This is a genomic window from Arthrobacter glycogeni (assembly GCF_054511155.1).
Map to the genome: position 1 here is coordinate 1 of NZ_JBTNDE010000034.1, position 18,366 is coordinate 18,366.

Consider the following 18,366-nt stretch of genomic DNA (forward strand, 5'->3'; position numbering starts at 1 on the left):
ATCGGCTACCGACCACCGGTGGAAGCCGAAACCATCTACTACTCAAAACTCCCGACCATCAAAATGATGGAACGGGTCTAACAAGCCCTCCACCAAACCCGGTGCTTGACATGAAGCTCGACCCGTCGCCGTATTCAAAGCTCACCGATCCCTGCAGGTGGTTACTGGCGTAGGCTACCCGGTTGCGAAGATCAACCACCCACTCGCCCTCTTCAAGCCGGCGGGAGAGCTCCGCGGGTTCCAGGGAATCCGGGACGGACAGGTCAGCCGGACCTGGACCTTCCGTGTTTGCGGGTCCCATATGGGCGTAGTACGAGGGGTACGCGGTGAGATTCGCTATCAGTTCGCGCACGAAGTGCTCAACGTCCGGATCGGTGAGCGCGTGATTGGTGGTGAGCTGCTCACCGACCGTGGATTCTCCAGCACCGCTGGCGGGGCCGGAGGAACAGAATGATCCGAAGCCGTGGGTGGGATACAGGGCCGCGTCATGGGCTGCTTCCTCGACCAGGCGGCGGACGGAGGCGTACTGGTCGTGGGTGAGAGCCACGGTGTCATCTGCGTTGATCAGGTCGGTTCGTCCCACCGACCCATAGAGGAGGCTGCCGCCCGAGAAGACGGCCTGTTCACCATTCTCGGAAGTGGCAATGTAAGACAGATGGGTATGGGTGTGGCCGGGGGTCGCCACTGCTTTCAGCAGAAAACGTCCGATCTGGACGGTCTCTCCGTCGCTAATCGGGGTGCGCTCATAGGTCACCGGATCGGCGGCGTTTACCAGATACGCCGCGCCGAGTTGGTTAGCAAAAGCCACTCCTCCGGTGAGGTAGTCGTTATGGATGTGGGTTTCGGCGATGTGCGTGATCCGCACCCCTGCTTCGGACGCGGCCTTTTCCACCCGGTCAGTGTCGCGTTGAGGGTCGATGACCAGTGCTACCTCGCCGTCGTGGATCAGGTAGCTGCGGTCCCCGAGTTGCGGGGTTTCAATGATGAGGACGTCCATGGTTTTCTCCCTAGATGTATATCGGTCATGTTCGAAAAATCAGATTCTTCGGCCGTTTTTAGGTGGTTCGCAGGCTGGTACGCTGCCAGCCAACCTCGCCTCGTTGAGCGCGTCCGGCGACGCTGCGGTTGCCGCTGCTGCAAAACCGCGACCCCAGGACAACAAAATCCAGTTCACATAACCCGACGTGTAACTCGAACATGGGGTGTACAGAGCGACAAACCACCCCTCTGGCCACCTAGACGACTTCACGAATGTCGAGTATCTGATCAGTGCCGCATCGGGCCCTGATTTTCAGAACCGGGTTTCAGATCGGGGATACAAAAGCCGGGTAACGTGCGGCCAATGAGAAGTGCCAGTAAGCGGGAGATCAAAGCCTGGAACAATTTCTCACGCTACATATCCCAACTCTCAAGTATGGTTCTTAGCGGGATGTAGCAGGAACGATTCCCGGCTCCGCTCCCCTGGCGATCGGTACGCGCACGGCGTTGCCCCATTCGGTCCAGGAGCCATCGTAATTGCGGACGTTTTTGAATCCTAGTAAATAGGACAGAACAAACCACGTGTGGCTGGACCGTTCGCCAATTCGGCAATAGGTGACCACCTCGTCGCCACTTTCCAGTCCTACTTCTTCGCGGTAGATCGCGTCGAGCTCCGCCCGTGTCCGAAATGTGCCATCCTCCCCTGCGGCTCGAGCCCATGGCACCGACGCTGCCGAGGGAATGTGGCCCCCACGCAGCGCACCCTCTTCGGGGTAGGCGGGCATGTGGGTCCGGGCGCCAGTGTATTCATCCATCGAGCGGACATCAATTAGCGGTCTTCCAAAGTGCTGGTGCACGTCGGTCATGTAGGCGCGGATGGGGGCGTCGTTACGGTCGACGACGGGGTAGTAAGTAGGGGTGGTTCCTGGGATGTCAGTTGTCAGTTCTCGGCCATCGGCAATCCACTTATCTCGACCACCGTCGAGAAGGCGGACGTCTTCGTGCCCGAAGAGGGTGAAAACCCACAACGCGTAGGCGGCCCACCAGTTACTTTTATCCCCGTAAATCACTACGGTCGTATTCCTTGATATACCTTTTACCGACATGAGATTGGCGAAGTTTTCGCCATCGACGTAGTCGCGAGTGACTTCGTCATTGAGATCGGTATGCCAGTCAATTTTGACTGCACCAGGAATATGTCCCGTGTCGTAAAGAAGAACATCCTCATCCGACTCAACGACGATGAGATTTTCGCTGCCCAGGTGCCCTGCAAGCCAGTGAGTGGAAACAAGCCGTTCCGGATTGGCATAGTCGGCGAACTTGTCCTGGGGATCTGTCTCAAGCGTCATTAAAAGCCTCTCTGCAGCAAATGAATAGTAACTACTATGCTACATAGTAATACGCACCAAAGCTACCCCTCCCCCGTTAGATCGGTGCTTTACTACCAAGGTTCAGATTGCTATCGTTGCACCGCAAAGTAGAGCTGAAGGTGTTTCAGTTGCGCCCGGACAAGCTGATCGACCCGGCTGCAGCCTCCTAATGAAGGCCTCAGCGGTCGGGCCTCCCCATGGATATGCGCAGCCGTTCCATTCCCACTTAACCGGCTCTTCACGAACGAGGGTGTAGTCGTCTGAGCGTTGATGCGAGGTAGGGGTCGAGGTCTCCCGGAGGATGGAAGTTCTCACACTGACCATCCCGGCCGAAAGACCTCGACGTGCTCAAACCCTATGTTTGCTGCCCCTGATCTGACGACGTTCTGCCGCCTTGACGAGCTCGGCCTGGTGGCCGTCGGGCAGCATCTGGACCCGAAGCGTGCCGTGCTGGAATGTCGCGTCCTGGAGCCGGACGCGTGGTGCAGCGGATGCGGCGCGGAAGGAGCGCCCAGGGACACCGTGACCCGTCGGCTGGCGCATGAGCCATTCGGGCATCGGCCCACGACACTGCTGGTGCGGGTGCGTCGGTACCGGTGCTCGGGATGCCGGCGGGTCTGGCGTGAAGACACCTCCAAGGCAGCCCCGTCTCGGGCGAAGATCTCTCACGGTGGACTGCGATGGGCCCTGACCGCTCGTGGTCGATCACCTCACCGTGTCCCGTATCGCAGCCGGGCTCGGCGTGTCCTGGAGCGCCGCGAACGACGCTGTCCTCGCGGAGGGCAAGCGCCGACTGATCGAGGACCCGGGCAGGTTCGAGGGAGTGAGCGCGATCGGCGTGGATGAGCATGTGTGGCGGCATACCCGCCGCGGCGGCAAATACGTGACGGTCATCATCGATCTCACCCCGATCCGCGAGAAAACGGGCCCGGCGCGGCTGCTGGACATGGTCGAGGGGCGCTCCAAACAGGTCTTCAAGGCCTGGCTCGCCGATCGGCCGCAGGCATGGCGGGACGGCATCGAGGTGGTCGCCATGGATGGGTTCACCGGGTTCAAGACTGCCGCGTCCGAGGAGCTTCCCGACGCGGTCCCGGTCATGGATCCGTTCCACATCGTTCGGCTCGCCGGCGACGGGCTGGACCGGTGCCGGCAACGCATCCAACAGGCCACACTCGGACACCGGGGTAGAGCCGGTGACCCTCTCTACCGGGCCCGGCGCGCCCTGCATACCGGCGCGGACCTGCTGACGGAGAAGCAGCAGGCCCGACTCACTACGGTGTTCGCGGTCGAGGATCACGTCGAGGTCGAAGCGACGTGGGGCATCTATCAGCGGATCGTTGCCGCGTACCGGGCACCCGACGAGAAGAAGGGGAAGGAAGATGATGCAGGCCGTCATCAACGCGGTTACCAGCGGCGTCCCCGCCGCCCTGACCGAGATCCGTCGGCTCGGCCGCACCCTGAAGCAGCGTGCCGCTGACGTGCTCGCGTTCTTCGACCGCCCCGGCACGTCCAACGGCCCCACCGAAGCCATCAACGGACGCCTCGAACACCTCCGCGGCTCAGCACTAGGATTCCGAAACCTCACAAACTACATCGCCCGCAGCCTGCTCGAATCAGGCGGCTTCAGACCCCAACTACACCCTCGTTCATGAAGAGCCACTTAACCTTTGATCTGACAATGGGTAGGGACAATCAAGCCGGGGTGCCACCTCGCGTTAAGTCAAGCAGTAGTAATGGGCAGGCGTGACCGCCTCGCGTTGGCGACAGGAAAGACTCAGCAAGCACCAGGCGAAGCCTTGCCCTACCGCCGGGTCGGCGACAGTTTCCGCGACGACATCGTACTCGTCGCCCTAATTGACGGTGCACCATCGGGGCCCGCAATTCGTGCCAGCTTATTCGCTGCGTACTTTATCGACGGCTCGGTGGTGTCCAGAGCGAGTTCCACACCCAGGATGATCCGTCGCGTAACATGTAAACTCCGTGCGACGTTAGTCGATAGAAAGCGGTGAACGCCTCCCGGGCGCCTTGGGCTATTCCAAGGAGGAGCTCAGACATGAGTTTCTGCTCCGCTTGTTCCTCGACGTGACTGGTGCGCGCGTATTTACTCGTGACGGGGTCCCCTTATAGATAGCTCGCCGCGCGGTTCAGACGGTAACGAAGTGAACCGCAGGAACGGTAACCGAGTCCGTCCTTCCATCAAAACACCCCACTCGTCGGCTGAAGGTTTATCGAACAGCCAAACGCCGTCGATCCCAACTGTTTGTGGCGTCATCGGTTTGGTGGCGGGCATGTTCAATCAACCGGCAGGTGCCACTGATATCCCCTGGCGGAATCCGGTCTGCTTCCGATGTGATTTCCGTCAGTTGCTCACGCAGCAGTTCAAGTTCTTCTATACGGCGATCGATCCCTTCCAGCTGCGCATCAAGAACACCGAGGACATACGCGCACGGTGTCTCTCCCCGCTCGCTAAAGGACAGAATTTCTTTCACCTCATCCAGGGTGACGCCCAACCGCCGGGCGGTCCGAATGAACGATAACCGGTCGTAAAACGACTCATCATAATTTCGATACCCAGAGCCCATCCGGGCGGGCGCCGCAAGAACACCGATGGATTCGTAGTACCGAATCGTTTTCGGATTTACGCCCGCTAGCTGAGCAACTTCACCAATTCTCATCATTCCTCCTTAACAGATATTACAGCTGGGCGGGAGGTGTCGTAAGAACCCTGGTTGCCACCCCCCTGACCTGACAACCGGTAGATTCTCCGTCCTCCCGGGCAGGGACATCACCCGTCCGCACACGAAAAGATCGGCTGTCCACACGAAGGGAGCTCCCTCCCGTCCCTTAACACCCGGGACAGATGGAGAGGGACCCTGGGAGGCCGTCAAGCACGCACCGGCCCAAACGACGCCGCTACCCGGGCGGGGAGCCTGCGTAATATGCTTCGCGTGACTCACTGGCGAGCTGCTCTACCAGCCGCATGGCGTCCTCGGCGCAACCCCAAGACAGAGTCACCCCGGCCCCACCGTGGCCATAGTTGTGCACAATGCGGGTGCCCGGTTCGACCTCCAGCCGGATGCTGTGAGTTCGGAAGGGGCGCAACCCAGCGCGCACCGGTTCGAACTCGTCGATCTCAGCATCAGCGAGCACCGGGAAGAACTCAATGCAGCGACGGAGCATCTCCCGAACCGGCTCATAGTTATCCAAGCCGATGTCGAGGCCCCATTCGTCTGGCTCCACCAGCCCCCCCAGCAACAGCCGGTCCTCTCCCTTAGGGACAATGAAGATCATGTCCTGCTCATCGGTGTCCGCGTCGTTGGCCACAGCATGAACGCTGGTGATCCGCGGCATCTTCGTCCCATCGTTGCGGACGCGGATCAAGGCTCCGCGGTGCGGCGACAGGGCGCTGTCACCAGCTAGCTCGATCGAGCCCAGTCCAGAGCAGTTCACAACCACCTCAACACCGAACTCTTCCCGGAGCCCCTGCTCCTGCTCACGCAGGTCGCCCGAGACCCGGTAGGGGACCAGCTGACAGCCAGCATTCAGGGCTTCCCCTTGTAGCCAGGACATGTACTTTTCGGTATCCACCACCGGGGCGAGGTATGAGTAAGCGTCCTGAACACCGGCCCCCGGGCTCACTCCCCCAGCATCGGCCAACGCCGGATCGTGAACAAAACCTGGAACATTGCGAGCAATATCATGCATCTTCGCTAACTCAGCCGGGCGGGAAGCGATCGGGTACCGAAAGTAGAAAACGGCTGGCCGAATGAACACGCCAGTTTCCTGCGGCCGTTTAGCCAGCTCTCGGAACTGCTCGTATGAAGCCATAGCCCATGCCTTGGATTTCTCCAGCAGGATCTCGTCATGGTGGCGTCCACATACCGATGGTGGCCACTCCCACACCGCCCCCGCTGCGGTCGAGGTAACTTCCGGAGCGAAACTCTCGGCGACCACCGTCACGTTCCAGCCTTCCTTCCGCAAGGACAACGCCGTCGTTAGCCCGATCACTCCTGCCCCGATCACTAGAGCTCGTCGGCCGTGATTCTCCACCATCTCTTACCACCTCACTGTCGTCGCTTCTATCTGAACCGCAACCGTAAACCTTCCATTCACTGGAAGGTCAAGACCATCGCAATAGGTTCGCGTCAGCTCATGTTGTTTTGCTCGCGAAGCGTCGGGAATGAACACTTCTGCCTTAGCGGCCTAGGTGGCTGGCCGAGTGTGACGTTGAGAACCGGCACCCCTCGCTGCTATGTGTGAAGGCCGCGAACTTTCCCCGGAACAAGTGGCTTAGGGATTTTAGGTTCCAAAGTGAACTCGAAATACAACTTGCGGCTACCCACACCCTGGCCACCGGGCGTGAATCCGCAAAAGCCAGCCCATGTACCGGTTCGAGAACTTCAGCACCGGCAAATCTCACTTGCTCATCGGCATCGGCGCCTCAACCACCAAAAGGGATGCCCGATCAGATATACGAGCGCAGCCGGGCTCGTGAACGAACTAGTCGAAGCCGCACACGGAAGGACGCTCATCAAGCTTATCGCCCGCTACGGACGCGTTGATCTGACACTTTTGAAGGTATTGGAAGCCACTCTGACTCCGGTATCGCCAGGACCGGCACAACAAGCACAGTGCCCTAATCTTCCTACCTATGCCATCGTCGGCGTCCTAAAAGGCATTATCAGCATGGGCTGTGCCGAGTTTTAGTTACCTCTTGACTGGGCTCTTCGAATTCGCCGCACCACTACGAACTGCAGAGTGGTCCTAAATAGCGTGAACCCAGTCACTAGTAAGGGATCGTTGATCGGGGCGGCAGCAGCGCCTATCGGATTCACAGGTCTTAGGTGACCAGCTTTGCGTAGACAACGTAGTTGTCGTCGAATTCACCGGTATCTGGGTTATAGCCGTCGCAGGTAATCAGGCGCAGTTCGGAACCCTCCGTGTTGCCGTAGACCGTCTGAGTCGGAAACTCGTCCTTGACGTACTGTTCGCCGCGATCGAAGACGAAGGTCGCCGTGGTGCCGTCTTCACGAAGCACATCAATGGTGTCCCCGGGCTTAAGCTTGCGCAGATCGGCGAAGACGCCTGGTCCCCCGCCGGTTGCATTGACGTGGCCTAAGAGGACAGCTGGTCCGCGTTCACCGGGGGTGGGGGAATCGTTATACCAGCTCGCCGGCGCGCCGGGGCCATCTGGAGGAACCTCCAGTGAGTCGTTTTCACGTAGTCCAAGGCTAAGCAGCTCTGATCCGGCGTCGATGGCGGGCACGTTGAATGAAACCGGGGCCGACTCGGGCAGCACCGGCAGCTGGGTAGGAGCAGGGGCCGCCGCCGCGGGAATTTCAGGTGCAGGCGGCACAGGTGTCGGCGTGGGTGTCGGTGTGGGAGCCGGAACCGCGGGCGACGAGGAAACCGTCGGCGCCGACGCCGTTCCCTGGCCTTGGGGTGGGGCTTCTGTTGCGCAACCTGTAAGGATGAGAGCAGCAACTGCTGCTGAGGCTAGGTAGCCACTGCGACGTCCGTTGGGTGAGCTAAGCATAATGAGCTTTGTCCAATCAGTTCGTGGGACTTGGAGGGATGTTCCTTGACGTTGCTCCTGCAAGCCCCCAACCAACGTGCTTGACTATTCTTCGAAACAACCGTCGAAACGGATGGGTTCCTCGTCAAACCGATTGACCAGCAAGCAACCGGAGCAAGCTAATCTTCAAGGTCGCCGCCTGCGACCTTTAGCCAGGAACGGCGGTTAACCGCAGCTTCGATTGGCGGCCCTGTCGTCCCAATAGCCGGTCCTTCACCGCCACACGTCCTTCGAGGTCGACAGTCCCAGAATCTGTCATCATCAAAAAGTCGACTGCACGGAACGTTGGTTGTCGTGGCTGAAGGCCGTGATAGTGCTGTCGGTCGTGGTGTGGGCAACGAATAGGTGTGCCCGGAGGTTTGATCCTCAGAGTTCGGCAGCTTGTTCTGGCTTCAAGTGATTGAACTGGGGTAGTCCCGTTTGTGCACCGGTGTATGAAATGTGTTTTCCCGGTCGAAATGACTTCGGGATCGTACGATGAGTTGTAGTAGTCGCGAAGCAACAGTAAAATCCACACCTGTGAGGAGCCGGTTTTGTCCGCTTATCTCAGTATTTTGTTCATGCTTTTGGTTGCAGCGGGAGTTATCAGCAGCCTGTATCTCGTTGCCAGGTTCGCTGCTGTCCACAGAGAGCCGTTTGAGGGTGGACCGTTTTTGTCTGGATGGGCGCCGGAAGAACATGCGTTGTCGCGCTATCATGCCCGTTTTTATCCCTTGACCATGCTCTTTCTGGCTTTCGATATCGAGATGCTGTTCATGTATCCGTGGGCGGTTATTGTCGCCAATGCCGGCTTTGAGGCGGTGATCGAGATGTTCGTTTTCCTGGGTGTCCTGATGGTTGGCGTGGTGTGGGCTTGGCGGGAGGGTGCGCTGAGGTGGACTTAGCAGGCGGTTTAGCGAGATTAGCTGTACATCGTGTGCATGTTCTCGTAGTTGAGGTCCCTGGTTGGGGGGATACGAGGATGCGTGCCGAACATGAGTTGCGCCGCCGCGGGTGGGTCGAGGCGGTGTCCGCGGGTGAAGCGGATGTCTTATTTGTCTGCGGCACTCCCGGCCCAGCACTCGCGAGTGTCTGCGACCGGGTGTGGGACCAGCTACCCGGGCCGCGGGCACGGGTGATCGCCAGCTGCCCACAGGCCATCGAGAAAGCCCTCGAGGAGGCAAACGTCTCGCTCCTTAACCACACGGCTCAGCGTGACGACGCTTCCACACGCTTTCACCGCGGGGCAACAAGCCCCCCACTAGAAGATGCCCGAACGGATGAATCTGGCACCGATGGCGAAGGCATGACCCACCGGGGTGTGTCCGGCGCTGAGCGGGAGGATTCCCCGAAAGACGTCAACGCGATGGATCACTCCGACGGCGGCATGGATATGCCGATGCCGGGTGGTATACCTCTGGCGGAGGGCGGCACGGATCGAGATGGGCTTGATCTTGATGTTCTCCATGTCCCGTTGGGTCCGGTGTTGCCTCATTGGCCTGCTGGTCTGGTTCTGCGTTGTGGACTGCAGGGGGATGTCATCACGGATGCATCGGTTGCAGTGCTGGCGGGACAGGCAGCATCCCCGGGGACGCTGCCAAATGGTGCCGGAGATGCTGGGGATGGGGAAACCTTGAGGGCCAGTGATGCTGCGCGGCGTCGATTGTGTGCGCGGCACTGTGACAGTATCGGCCGGTTACTGGCCTTGGCTGGGTGGGAGCAACCCTCATCGAGGGCGTTCCGGGTCCGTGACGCCGTGCTGGGAGGCATGCCGTTGGGGCAGGTGACAGCGGAACTTGACCGGCTGATGCGGCGGGTTGGTCGTTCACGGGTACTTGCCTGGTCCTTGAGAGAACTTCCGGTGGTGTTGGAAAGCCTTAGAAAGTGGTTGGGTGAGGCCCGAATAGCTGCGGACACTGCCTCTGATAGCGCGGTCCTGGCTGTGAAACCGACGGTGGAGGAGGAAAGGTCTAGGTTGCAGGAGTTGCCGGGCATGGTGATCGGCCTTGATCTCGCTGCTGCGCGGTTGGTGGTCGCGGCTTTGGCCATAGACACAGCTGGTATCGGAACTGAGGACTCTGATCATGTCTGAGGGCGTTGTTCAGGTTGGTTCGTGGTGGGCGGTGTTGGCTGCTGTTGTCCTTGGTGTTGTCGCTTTGGCGGCGGCGGCTTTTGATGGCGTGTTGGGGGCGCGATCGGATGGTCGGCCGGCGCTATCCGGAGTCGTCCGACCGGTGGTGGAGTCGGCTCGTTTGTTGCGTCAGAGACGGCGGTTGATCATCGCGGCTGATATCCCTTTGTGGCGTATCGGAGTAGCTGGTCTGCTTGTGGTGGCCCTGCTGAAAGTTGTGGTGGTGCCGTTGGGCGATTGGACGGTGGCGGACCTTTCGGTAGGAATCGTGTGGTTCAACGCCATGGATGTGATGGTGTGGGCATTGGTGTGGTTGGCAGGGTGGGGAGCTAACAGCGCCCACGCCTTGGTAGGTGGGTACCGGTTCCTGGCACAGGCTCTATCGTATGAGCTGCCTTTAATGTTCGCCCTGACAGCTCCTGCCGTGGCAGCTGGAAGTCTGCGTGTGGGGGACGTGGTCGCGGCCCAGGAGGGGCTGTGGTTCGTCGTATGGATGCCGGTGGCATTTCTAGTGTTCTGTGGGGGGGTGCTGGCTTTTTCGGTATGGGGGCCCTTCAGCCCCGCTGCGGGCCGGGATATTGCCGGGGGCGTTCTGGCGGAGCTGTCCGGCGTTGATCGGTTGCTGGTACTGGCGGGGCGGTACGCACTTTTGAGTGCAGGGGCGGGCTTGGCTGTGGCGTTGTTCCTAGGCGGCGGGTCCGGTCCGTTTGCTCCACCGTGGGTGTGGACGTTGGTGAAGACCTTGGCGGTGTTGGCTGTGTTCATCGGGGTGCGGCGCCTGCTGCCTGCCGTACGGCCGGACCGGTTGGTGGAGGCGGCCTGGATTCTGGTCCTGCCGGCGGTGCTCCTTCAGGTCCTTTTTGTCAGTCTGACAGTGGTGGGGGGCTGACAGCCGTGATCACTGGTGCTTTCTGGTTCCTGGCAGTTGTCGCGGTCGCGGCAGGTGTTGCGGTGTTCCGGGTGGATTCCATGGCGAGGGCCACGTACGCGTTGGCAGTGTCTTTCGTGGCTGTCGGGGTCATGCTGCTGTTGTTCAATCTGGAATATATCGGGGTGATCACCATTTTGATGATGGTGATGGAGATGGCCATCATGGCGGTGTTCATGATCATGTTCATGGGGATGAACCCGGCCCTGATGCCGATGAGCATGGTCCACAACAAGCGCGGGTCGCTGGCCGTGTCTGTTGGGGCGTTCATTATCCTGGCAGGGGGTGCGTTGTTGGTGCCTTGGCCCGAGCGCCGGGGTGTCCCGGCGGCTGATCTGACGCAGTCGCTGGGTGAGGCCATCATGGGTTCGAAAATGTTGGTGATGCTTACGGTGAGCCCGGTGTTGTTCGCCACGCTCGTTGCTGCACTGGTGCTGACCAACCCGCGGGGGCGCTACGACCGTTTCGGTGATGACCTTCGAATCAGGCCGCCGCGAGGGCCCGGACAGGGGGGCGGGCAACCATGACGTTGGATGCGGTTCTAGTGGTGTCCGCCGCCTTGTTTTGTGTGGGGTTGTATGGGGCTCTGTCCCAGCAGGTGGTGGTCATGGTGATGATGGGCCTGGAGTTGATGCTCAACGGGGTGATTCTCGCGGCCGCGGGATTGTGGTGGTTCCTTGCCCCGGCCCCTGATGGGCAGGTCTTGCTGCTGGTGGTGATCGCCGCGATGACTGTGGAAATGGCGATGGGTTTCGCTGTCGCCACGCTGCTCCATCGCTCACGGGAATCCGACATGACCGACATGGCAACGGATCTTTCCGGATGAGCGCGTTGCTCTGGGTCCTGATCGGCTTACCTTTAGTGGCAGGAACAGTGCTGTGCCTGGGCGGAAACCGCCTTGCCAGGGCTGCTGTTCCCGTATCGCTGGTTGTCGCTTTGGTCATCACGGTGCTGGCTGTGGCAGTAGCCGTGGTTCGCCCGTCGGTGACGGTACCTTTCATTCAGGGTGCCGGTTTCGGGTTGGCCGTTGATTCCCTTTCGGCGGTGGTCCTTCCATCGGTCGCGGTAGTCGCGCTGTTGGTGTTGGTTTTCGCTTCAGCGAAAGACATAGCACCGGAAGTGGCACCGCAGGCGAGGTTCCACGGGTTGATGCTCATTTTCGTTGCGGCGGTAATCGTGACGGCGACCGCGACCACGCTGCCGGCCCTGTTGTTCTCCTGGGAGTTGATGGGCGCGATGTCTTATGCCCTGATTGGGTTCCGGTGGCAGGAACAGGACCGGGTGTCGGCCGGTCTGACGGCTTTTTTGACTACCCGCGGGGCGGACCTGGGCCTCTATGTGGCCGCGGGAGCAGCCCTGGCGGCCGGTAGTGGGCTCGCTTTGGATGAGCTGGCCGGCGCTCCGGAGGGGTGGCGGCACGTCATTGCGGCCGGGATTCTCGTGGCGGCGTTGGGTAAGGCCGCTCAGTTGCCGTTCAGCTTCTGGCTTTCCCGCGCGATGGAAGGCCCGAGTCCGGTCAGCGCCTTGCTGCACTCGGCCGCGATGGTGGCGATGGGCGGGTACTTGCTGCTGCGTATGGTGCCGTTGTTGGAGGCAACCGGATGGGCCGCTACTGCGGCGTCCTGGGTCGGGGTGCTGACAGCCCTGGTGTTGGGAGCGGTCGCCATGGCGCAGAAAGACCTCAAGCAGTTACTGGCGGCCTCGACGGCGGCGCAGCTTGGTTTTGTGGTGCTCGGTGCCGGGCTCGGCGCAACCGCCGGCGGGACCGCCCACCTGGTGGCCCACGCGGCAACCAAAGCCCTGTTGTTCCTCGCCGCCGGCGCCTGGCTCGCCGCACTGGGAACCAAGAAACTTCAAGCCCTGCGGGGAGCAGGACGACGGTGGCCGCTGGTAGGAGTGACCTTCGCGGTCGGGGCGCTGAGCCTTGCCGGGGTTGCTCCGCTCTCGCTCTGGGCGACCAAGGACGAGGTTCTCGCGGCAGCCCTGGAGGAATCCCCGGCCCTTTATGTCGTTGGTCTGGCTGCGTCCATGCTCTCAGCGGCCTACGCAGGCAAGGCCCTGATCATCGTATGGCGTAAGCCGCTAGCTGACACCGTTGCCGAGTATGACACCGAGGAACACGGCACCCGGCACATCGGCGTGTGGGAGCGGGTTCCGTTGGTTCTCCTCGCCGTGGGCGCTGCGCTGCTCGGGATGCTCGCTCTGCCCTCGGTCGGTGAGGTTTTGCGCGCTGTACTGGGGGATCAGTCTTCGCCTACCGCCGGATGGTGGGAACTGGCGCTCTCCGCGGTCCTGGCTGTGGCTGTGCTCTTCGCGGTGGCCCGGTTCGGTGTGGTGGAGCCACGATGGGCGGCGGGGTGGCTTGGACTCGAACGTGGCACCCACCTGCTCATCGTGCGGCCAGCCCTGGCTCTGGCCAGTTCCCTGGCACGTTTCGATGACCGGGTTCTGGATCGTGGTGTGTGGGCGGGTGCAGCCTCTGTCGCCGGCGCCGCTCGGGGCGCGGCCCGGTTCGATGATGAACGAATCGATGGCGCCGTCGAGGCTGCCTCTCGCGGTGGACTGTCCGCGGCCACTGCAGCGGCGAAGACGGATACCCACGGGGTTGATGCGGCGGTGGAAGCCGCAGGCCGCGGCGCCCGCAGGCTCGGGTCCCTGGCACGCCGCCCGCAAACAGGTCAGGTTCACCACTACTACGCCCAAGCCGCTGTGGTTCTCTCAGCGGCACTCGTCCTCCTACTTCTTGTGAGGTGACCGTGCTCAGTCTCGTCGTTTTCCTGCCCCTTGCCGCCGCCGTCGTACTGGCGGTGCTTCCGGGGATCCCGGACAGGGCAGCCCGATGGGCGTGGGTTCTCGTAGCCGCCGCAGACACAGCCCTTCTCGCTGGCATGTGGGCTACCTACGAGGAGCCACAGGACGGCGGGTTGGCGTTCGAGGAACAGGTCGCGTGGATTCCCAACGTGGGCAGCAGCTATCACGTGGGTGTGGATGGGTTGTCCTTGCCGTTGCTGGCCTTGACCGTGGTCGTTTTCCTTGCCTGTTCCATCTATGCGCTGAAGGAACGCAACCGCCCCCGGGCGCAGGCCGCCCTGTTCCTTTTCCTGCAGGCCGCATGCCTGGGTCTGTTCGCGGCACAGGACCTTATTCTGTTCTTCCTGTTCTTCGACCTGTCGATTGTGGGAATGTACTTCGTCATTACCGGGTGGGGCCACGGCAACGCGGCCAGGTCCGCGCTGAAGTTCTTCCTCTACACGTTCCTGGGGTCCCTGGCCCTGTTGCTCGGTTTCATCGGGCTGTACCTTTACTCCGAGCCCCGAACTTTCGACATGGTCGAACTCGCCCGACTGGCACCGTTGAACGGCGACCCTGTGGCCGGCAGTTTCGTCCTCGGTGCGATCCTTCTGGGCCTGGCCATCAAAACCCCCACCTTTCCCTTTCACACCTGGCTTCCCCCGGCCCACACCGACGCACCAGCAATCGGGTCCGCGGTCCTTGCCGGAATCCTCCTGAAAATGGGCACCTACGGGTTCGTGCGGATCGCGATGCCCATGCTCCCTGACGCGTGGCGGGACTGGGCCTGGCTGATCATCGTGGTCGGTGTCATCTCGGTGCTGTATGGGGCGCTGGTTGCTCTGGCCCAGACCGACCTGAAACGGATGATCGCCTACACCTCGGTCAACCACATGGGTTATGTGGTAATCGCTGTCGGCGCAGCCGGTGTGGCTGGCGGTAGTGACGCCGCAGCGCGGGAAGTCGCCGTCACCGGGGCGCTCACCCAGATGGTCAGCCACGGGCTGATCACCGCGGCCCTGTTCCTGCTCGCCGGGGTGTTGCATGATCGGGCCGGAACCTACGACATGGGCTCCTACGGAGGGCTCGCCGGACCTGCACCGAAATTCGCGGTCCTCTTCTCGGTCGGAGCGTTCGCGTCCCTCGGCCTGCCCGGCTTCAGCGGGTTCATCGCCGAATTCCAGATCTTCGCCGGCGCCATCGGCACCGTCCCGTGGACGGCACTGGCACTGCCGGGCATCCTGATCACCGCGGCCCTGTTCCTGATCGCCGTTCAGCGTCTACTCACCGGGTCGGTGCAAGGAAAATCCGCCGGATTCACCGACCTGCGAGCCCCGGAACTGCTCTCCATCGGCCCGTTACTGTTCCTGTCACTGCTCATCGGTGTGTTCCCCCGTCCGCTGCTGGATCTGATCGAGCCCGCCGCGGCGACCGTCGCCAGCCTTGTCGGACGGTAACCGTATGGACGCTGACATGCGCATGAGCATGGACTTTTCGGTCCTTGCCCCGGAAATGTTCGTCCTCGCGGGGGCCATCACTGCACTGCTGGCAGGATCTTTCCTGCCCCGGAACAGCCAATGGGTCAGCCGGCTGATCGCGGTCCTGGCGTTGATCAGCGGCGCAGTAACCGCAGCGGCCGGGATTTTCGGGCAGACCCGCACGGTATTCGAGGACAGCTTCGCCGTCGACGCACCCACCGGGGCTGCCCGCCTGATCATCTGCCTTAGCACCCTGCTGGTGATCTGCCTGGGTGCCGAAGAACTCAGCGGCACCGCGCGGGAGAGTGAAACATATTCCCTGATGCTGCTCTCAGCCCTGGGCGCCATGGTGATGTCCGGGACCAGTGATCTGCTGATCCTTGCCGTGGCGTACCTGCTGGCCAGCATTCCGCTCTACGCCTTGATCGGCATGGGACGCTCACCGCGCGCAGCCGAAGCGGCACTGAAAACCTACCTGTTGGGAGCATTCCTCGGCATCGCACTGCTGTTAGGAGTCACGATCCTCTACGCCCTCGCAGGAGCGAGCACCTATAACCAGTTGGAAACCGGGCTGAGCAATGCACCCGCGGGTGCCATCGCAGCAGGCCTGGTCGGGGTCCTGGGCGGACTGGCCTTTAAAGCCGGCGTGGTGCCAGGCCATTTTTGGGTACCGGACGCTGCCCAGGGTTCAGGGGTAACCGCGGCCGCTTTTCTAACTACGGTGCCCAAAATAGGTGCCCTCATCGCGGCGTACCGGCTACTGACAACAATCCCGGACACAGTTGACTGGCCCCTGCTAATCGGTCTCATTGCTGTTGCCAGCATGACCATCGGGAACTTCGCCGCTTTCGCGCAGACCGACGCCCGGCGGCTGCTCGGGTGGTCCACCGTCAGCCAGGCCGGCTACCTTCTGATACCGGTTGCCGTCGCAGGACACAGCACCCTGGCGCTGCCCTCAATGCTCTTCTACCTGGCCGCCTACGCCGTATCAAACGTCTGCGCCTTCGCCGTCATCGCCGCCACAGGACAGTATGCGCTGAAGGACTACCGCGGACTGGCCCGAACGGCCCCATGGTTGGCAGGGGCACTGCTGATCAGCCTCTTGAGTCTGGTCGGCACACCCCCGACCGCGGTGTTCGTCGGTAAACTAACAACCTTCGCCGCCGGCTGGGATGGCGGATTCGCATGGCTGGTGGTGATTGCCGCGCTCAATACGGTCGCGAGCCTGTTCTACTACCTGCGCTGGATCGGGCCCGTGTTCCAGTCGCGCCCATCCGGTGAAGCGGCGAGGATTGCAGTTGGTTCCCGGCGCTGGGCCACTGCCTCGGCCCTGACAACTGCCGGAACCGTACTCGCTTTCGGCATTTTCGCAGGCCTGCTCTGGCCGTTCGTTGATGGTCAGCTCGTTCGCTGACAGTCTCGATTTCCAGAAGCTAACCGGGCCTCCTTCACCCGAGCCATCACCCCGAAGAGGTCTATCCGACCGCGCTGGACGGACCCTCTGATGCTTCCGTCGCCATTGAAGCGCGGTGCCTTCGCCTGTCAGTTCGTCTACTGTATTTTTTGCGCCGATGGGTCAGATGCAGCGTTTATCCGCCGAGCGTTTTGAGGTGTTCCCGATACTCCCGACGGTGACCTCACTACCGGCGAATACAAAGAACGCCTCGGAACTCTCAGCGATTAGACACACAACAACCTCGAATAAATAGCCACACCCCTCGCACAGGCAAGTACTAACAATCGGGGCTGCTGAAGGTTTGCTTGACACTTTGCCTGTGAGGATTTGATCCTTGCTGGTGGAAGGATGTTCATCATGCCCAAAGCCTTTCCTGAAGAGTTCCGCCGTGACGTTATCGCGGTTGCCCGAAAGGGCGAAGCGCCCATTACCCAGATCGCGAAGGACTTCGGGGTTTCGCCCGCGGCTTTGCACCGCTGGCTGAAGATCGCCGACCGCGAAGACGGGGTGAAGTCCGGGGCCGTGTCCGATGATTCCGTGAAGCTCCGAGAGGCCAATAAACGGATCCGTTTGTTGGAGCAGGAAGCAGAAGTGATGCGCCGCGCGGTGGCTTACTTGTCCAGGGACATCAACCCAAAAAAATGATGTACCCGCTGGTCCGTGAATTAGCTGCCGAGGATGCCCCGGTCAGGGTTCCTGTCGCAGTGTCCTGCCGGGTGTTGAACTTCTCCAGACAGGCCTACTATCTGTGGGCCGCGAACCCCGTCTCCTCCCGGGACTGGGAGGAAGCGCATCTGATCAACGCGGCCATCGATCATCACCGGGATGACCCTGCTTTCGGGTACCGGTTCATCGCCGATGAAATCAACGCCGGCGCTCACCAGTTGGTGAGTGAACGAAGGATCTGGCGGCTGTGTTCAGCAAATGGCATCCTCTCGGTAATATCCACCGTCGGCGCCGCTCCGGGATCAAGACCGGCCCGCCGGTTCACGACGACCTCGTGGACCGGGACTTCACCGCTGCGGCGCCGAACCAGAAATGGCTGACTGACATCACCGAACACCCCACGGCTTGAATTCTAGGCATCGTCGCAACACCGGCCCGCTATGTGAGTTCCAGTAAAGCATGCAGTCGCTCTGCCGGGGTGTCCCAGTCCAGGGACTTGCGTGGGCGCTCGTTGAGTTCAGCGGCAACTGCTCGAAGATCTTCCGCGGTGTGGGTCGAGAGACTCGTGCTCTTGGGGAAGTATTGGCGCAACAAGCCGTTGGTGTTCTCGTTGCTGCCGCGCTGCCAGGGGCTTCCGGCATCGCAAAAATAGACGTTCATGTCGGTCGCGACTTGAAACGAGACGTGTTCGGACATCTCGGCCCCCTGGTCCCAAGTTAGCGATCGACGTAAGGCATCAGGTAGTTGGATCACGGTCTTCACCAGCCCGTCGCGCACGGTTTCAGCGGTGTGGTCGTGCTCGAGGTGCACGAGCGAGACGAATCTGCTGGAGCGTTCAACGAGAGTTCCGATCGCCGATTGGTTCAGGGCGCCGGTAATGAGATCGCCTTCCCAATGCCCGGGCTGAACCGCCCCGGGTTTAATGGAGGGTGTTGATTCCTTGAAAGGATGAGCCTTTATGGCAGCACCGAGGAAGTATCCGGATGAGCTTCGTGAGCGCGCGGTCCGGTTGGTG

The 18,366-nt window shown here is 61.3% G+C and carries 14 protein-coding genes and 3 pseudogenes; 9 read left to right on the top strand and 8 right to left on the bottom strand.

All coding sequences use genetic code 11. The features are described 5' to 3' along the window. Positions 1–94: 94 nt before the first annotated feature. A pseudogene (locus ACX80O_RS16005) lies at positions 95–997 on the bottom strand (MBL fold metallo-hydrolase); the annotation flags it as partial. A gap of 424 nt (positions 998–1,421) precedes the next feature. Continuing rightward, a complete protein-coding gene (locus ACX80O_RS16010) occupies positions 1,422–2,327 on the bottom strand; it encodes a sulfurtransferase (RefSeq protein WP_459334061.1) in 906 nt (301 codons plus the stop codon). A gap of 378 nt (positions 2,328–2,705) precedes the next feature. Here ACX80O_RS16010 and ACX80O_RS16015 point away from each other — a divergent pair. Beyond that, a pseudogene (locus tag ACX80O_RS16015) lies at positions 2,706–4,000 on the top strand (ISL3 family transposase). 573 nt (positions 4,001–4,573) lie between these two features. Here ACX80O_RS16015 and ACX80O_RS16020 read toward each other — a convergent pair. The 4 genes from ACX80O_RS16020 to ACX80O_RS16035 form a co-directional block, all read right to left on the bottom strand. Beyond that, positions 4,574–5,023 carry a MerR family transcriptional regulator gene (locus tag ACX80O_RS16020; protein ID WP_459334062.1) on the bottom strand — a complete coding sequence of 150 codons (450 nt, stop codon included), beginning with the start codon at positions 5,021–5,023 and terminating at the stop codon, positions 4,574–4,576. Between the two features lie 238 nt (positions 5,024–5,261). Continuing rightward, complete coding sequence (locus ACX80O_RS16025; RefSeq protein WP_459334063.1) at positions 5,262–6,401, bottom strand: FAD-dependent oxidoreductase; 1,140 nt, start codon at positions 6,399–6,401, stop codon at positions 5,262–5,264. Positions 6,402–7,188: 787 nt separating this feature from the next. Continuing rightward, on the bottom strand, positions 7,189–7,704 hold the full coding sequence (locus ACX80O_RS16030; RefSeq protein ID WP_459334064.1) for a class F sortase: 516 nt from the start codon (positions 7,702–7,704) through the stop codon (positions 7,189–7,191). Continuing rightward, entirely contained in the window at positions 7,688–7,810 is a 123-nt protein-coding gene (locus ACX80O_RS16035) for a hypothetical protein (protein ID WP_459334065.1), read from the bottom strand. The genes ACX80O_RS16030 and ACX80O_RS16035 overlap by 17 nt, the downstream gene beginning before the upstream one ends. Before the next feature lie 646 nt (positions 7,811–8,456). Between ACX80O_RS16035 and ACX80O_RS16040 the strand changes: the two genes are divergently transcribed. After that, positions 8,457–8,807: an NADH-quinone oxidoreductase subunit A gene (locus tag ACX80O_RS16040; protein WP_459334066.1), complete on the top strand. Its 351-nt coding sequence runs from the start codon at positions 8,457–8,459 to the stop codon at positions 8,805–8,807. A 356-nt stretch (positions 8,808–9,163) separates the two neighbouring features. Here ACX80O_RS16040 and ACX80O_RS16045 read toward each other — a convergent pair whose 3' ends face one another. Next, positions 9,164–9,580 carry a hypothetical protein gene (locus ACX80O_RS16045; RefSeq protein ID WP_459334067.1) on the bottom strand — a complete coding sequence of 139 codons (417 nt, stop codon included), beginning with the start codon at positions 9,578–9,580 and terminating at the stop codon, positions 9,164–9,166. A gap of 406 nt (positions 9,581–9,986) precedes the next feature. Here ACX80O_RS16045 and ACX80O_RS16050 point away from each other — a divergent pair, with 406 nt between their 5' ends. The 7 genes and pseudogenes from ACX80O_RS16050 to ACX80O_RS16080 form a co-directional block, all read left to right on the top strand. After that, a complete protein-coding gene (locus ACX80O_RS16050; protein WP_459334068.1) occupies positions 9,987–10,922 on the top strand; it encodes a complex I subunit 1 family protein in 936 nt (311 codons plus the stop codon). A gap of 5 nt (positions 10,923–10,927) precedes the next feature. Further along, positions 10,928–11,488, top strand: coding sequence for an NADH-quinone oxidoreductase subunit J (locus ACX80O_RS16055; protein WP_459334069.1), 561 nt, complete (start codon positions 10,928–10,930; stop codon positions 11,486–11,488). Next, entirely contained in the window at positions 11,485–11,787 is a 303-nt protein-coding gene (gene nuoK / locus ACX80O_RS16060; protein WP_459334070.1) for an NADH-quinone oxidoreductase subunit NuoK, read from the top strand. Before ACX80O_RS16055 ends, nuoK begins: the two co-directional genes overlap by 4 nt. Further along, on the top strand, positions 11,784–13,715 hold the full coding sequence (locus ACX80O_RS16065; RefSeq protein ID WP_459334071.1) for a proton-conducting transporter transmembrane domain-containing protein: 1,932 nt from the start codon (positions 11,784–11,786) through the stop codon (positions 13,713–13,715). Before nuoK ends, ACX80O_RS16065 begins: the two co-directional genes overlap by 4 nt. Then, complete coding sequence (locus ACX80O_RS16070) at positions 13,712–15,208, top strand: complex I subunit 4 family protein (protein WP_459334072.1); 1,497 nt, start codon at positions 13,712–13,714, stop codon at positions 15,206–15,208. The genes ACX80O_RS16065 and ACX80O_RS16070 overlap by 4 nt, the downstream gene beginning before the upstream one ends. A gap of 4 nt (positions 15,209–15,212) precedes the next feature. Further along, entirely contained in the window at positions 15,213–16,643 is a 1,431-nt protein-coding gene (locus tag ACX80O_RS16075; RefSeq protein ID WP_459334073.1) for an NADH-quinone oxidoreductase subunit N, read from the top strand. 399 nt (positions 16,644–17,042) lie between these two features. Next, a pseudogene (locus ACX80O_RS16080) lies at positions 17,043–17,754 on the top strand (transposase); the annotation flags it as partial. Between the two features lie 35 nt (positions 17,755–17,789). Here ACX80O_RS16080 and ACX80O_RS16085 read toward each other — a convergent pair. Then, positions 17,790–18,366: IS30 family transposase (locus tag ACX80O_RS16085; RefSeq protein ID WP_459334074.1), on the bottom strand; the 577-nt coding region annotated here is incomplete at its 5' end.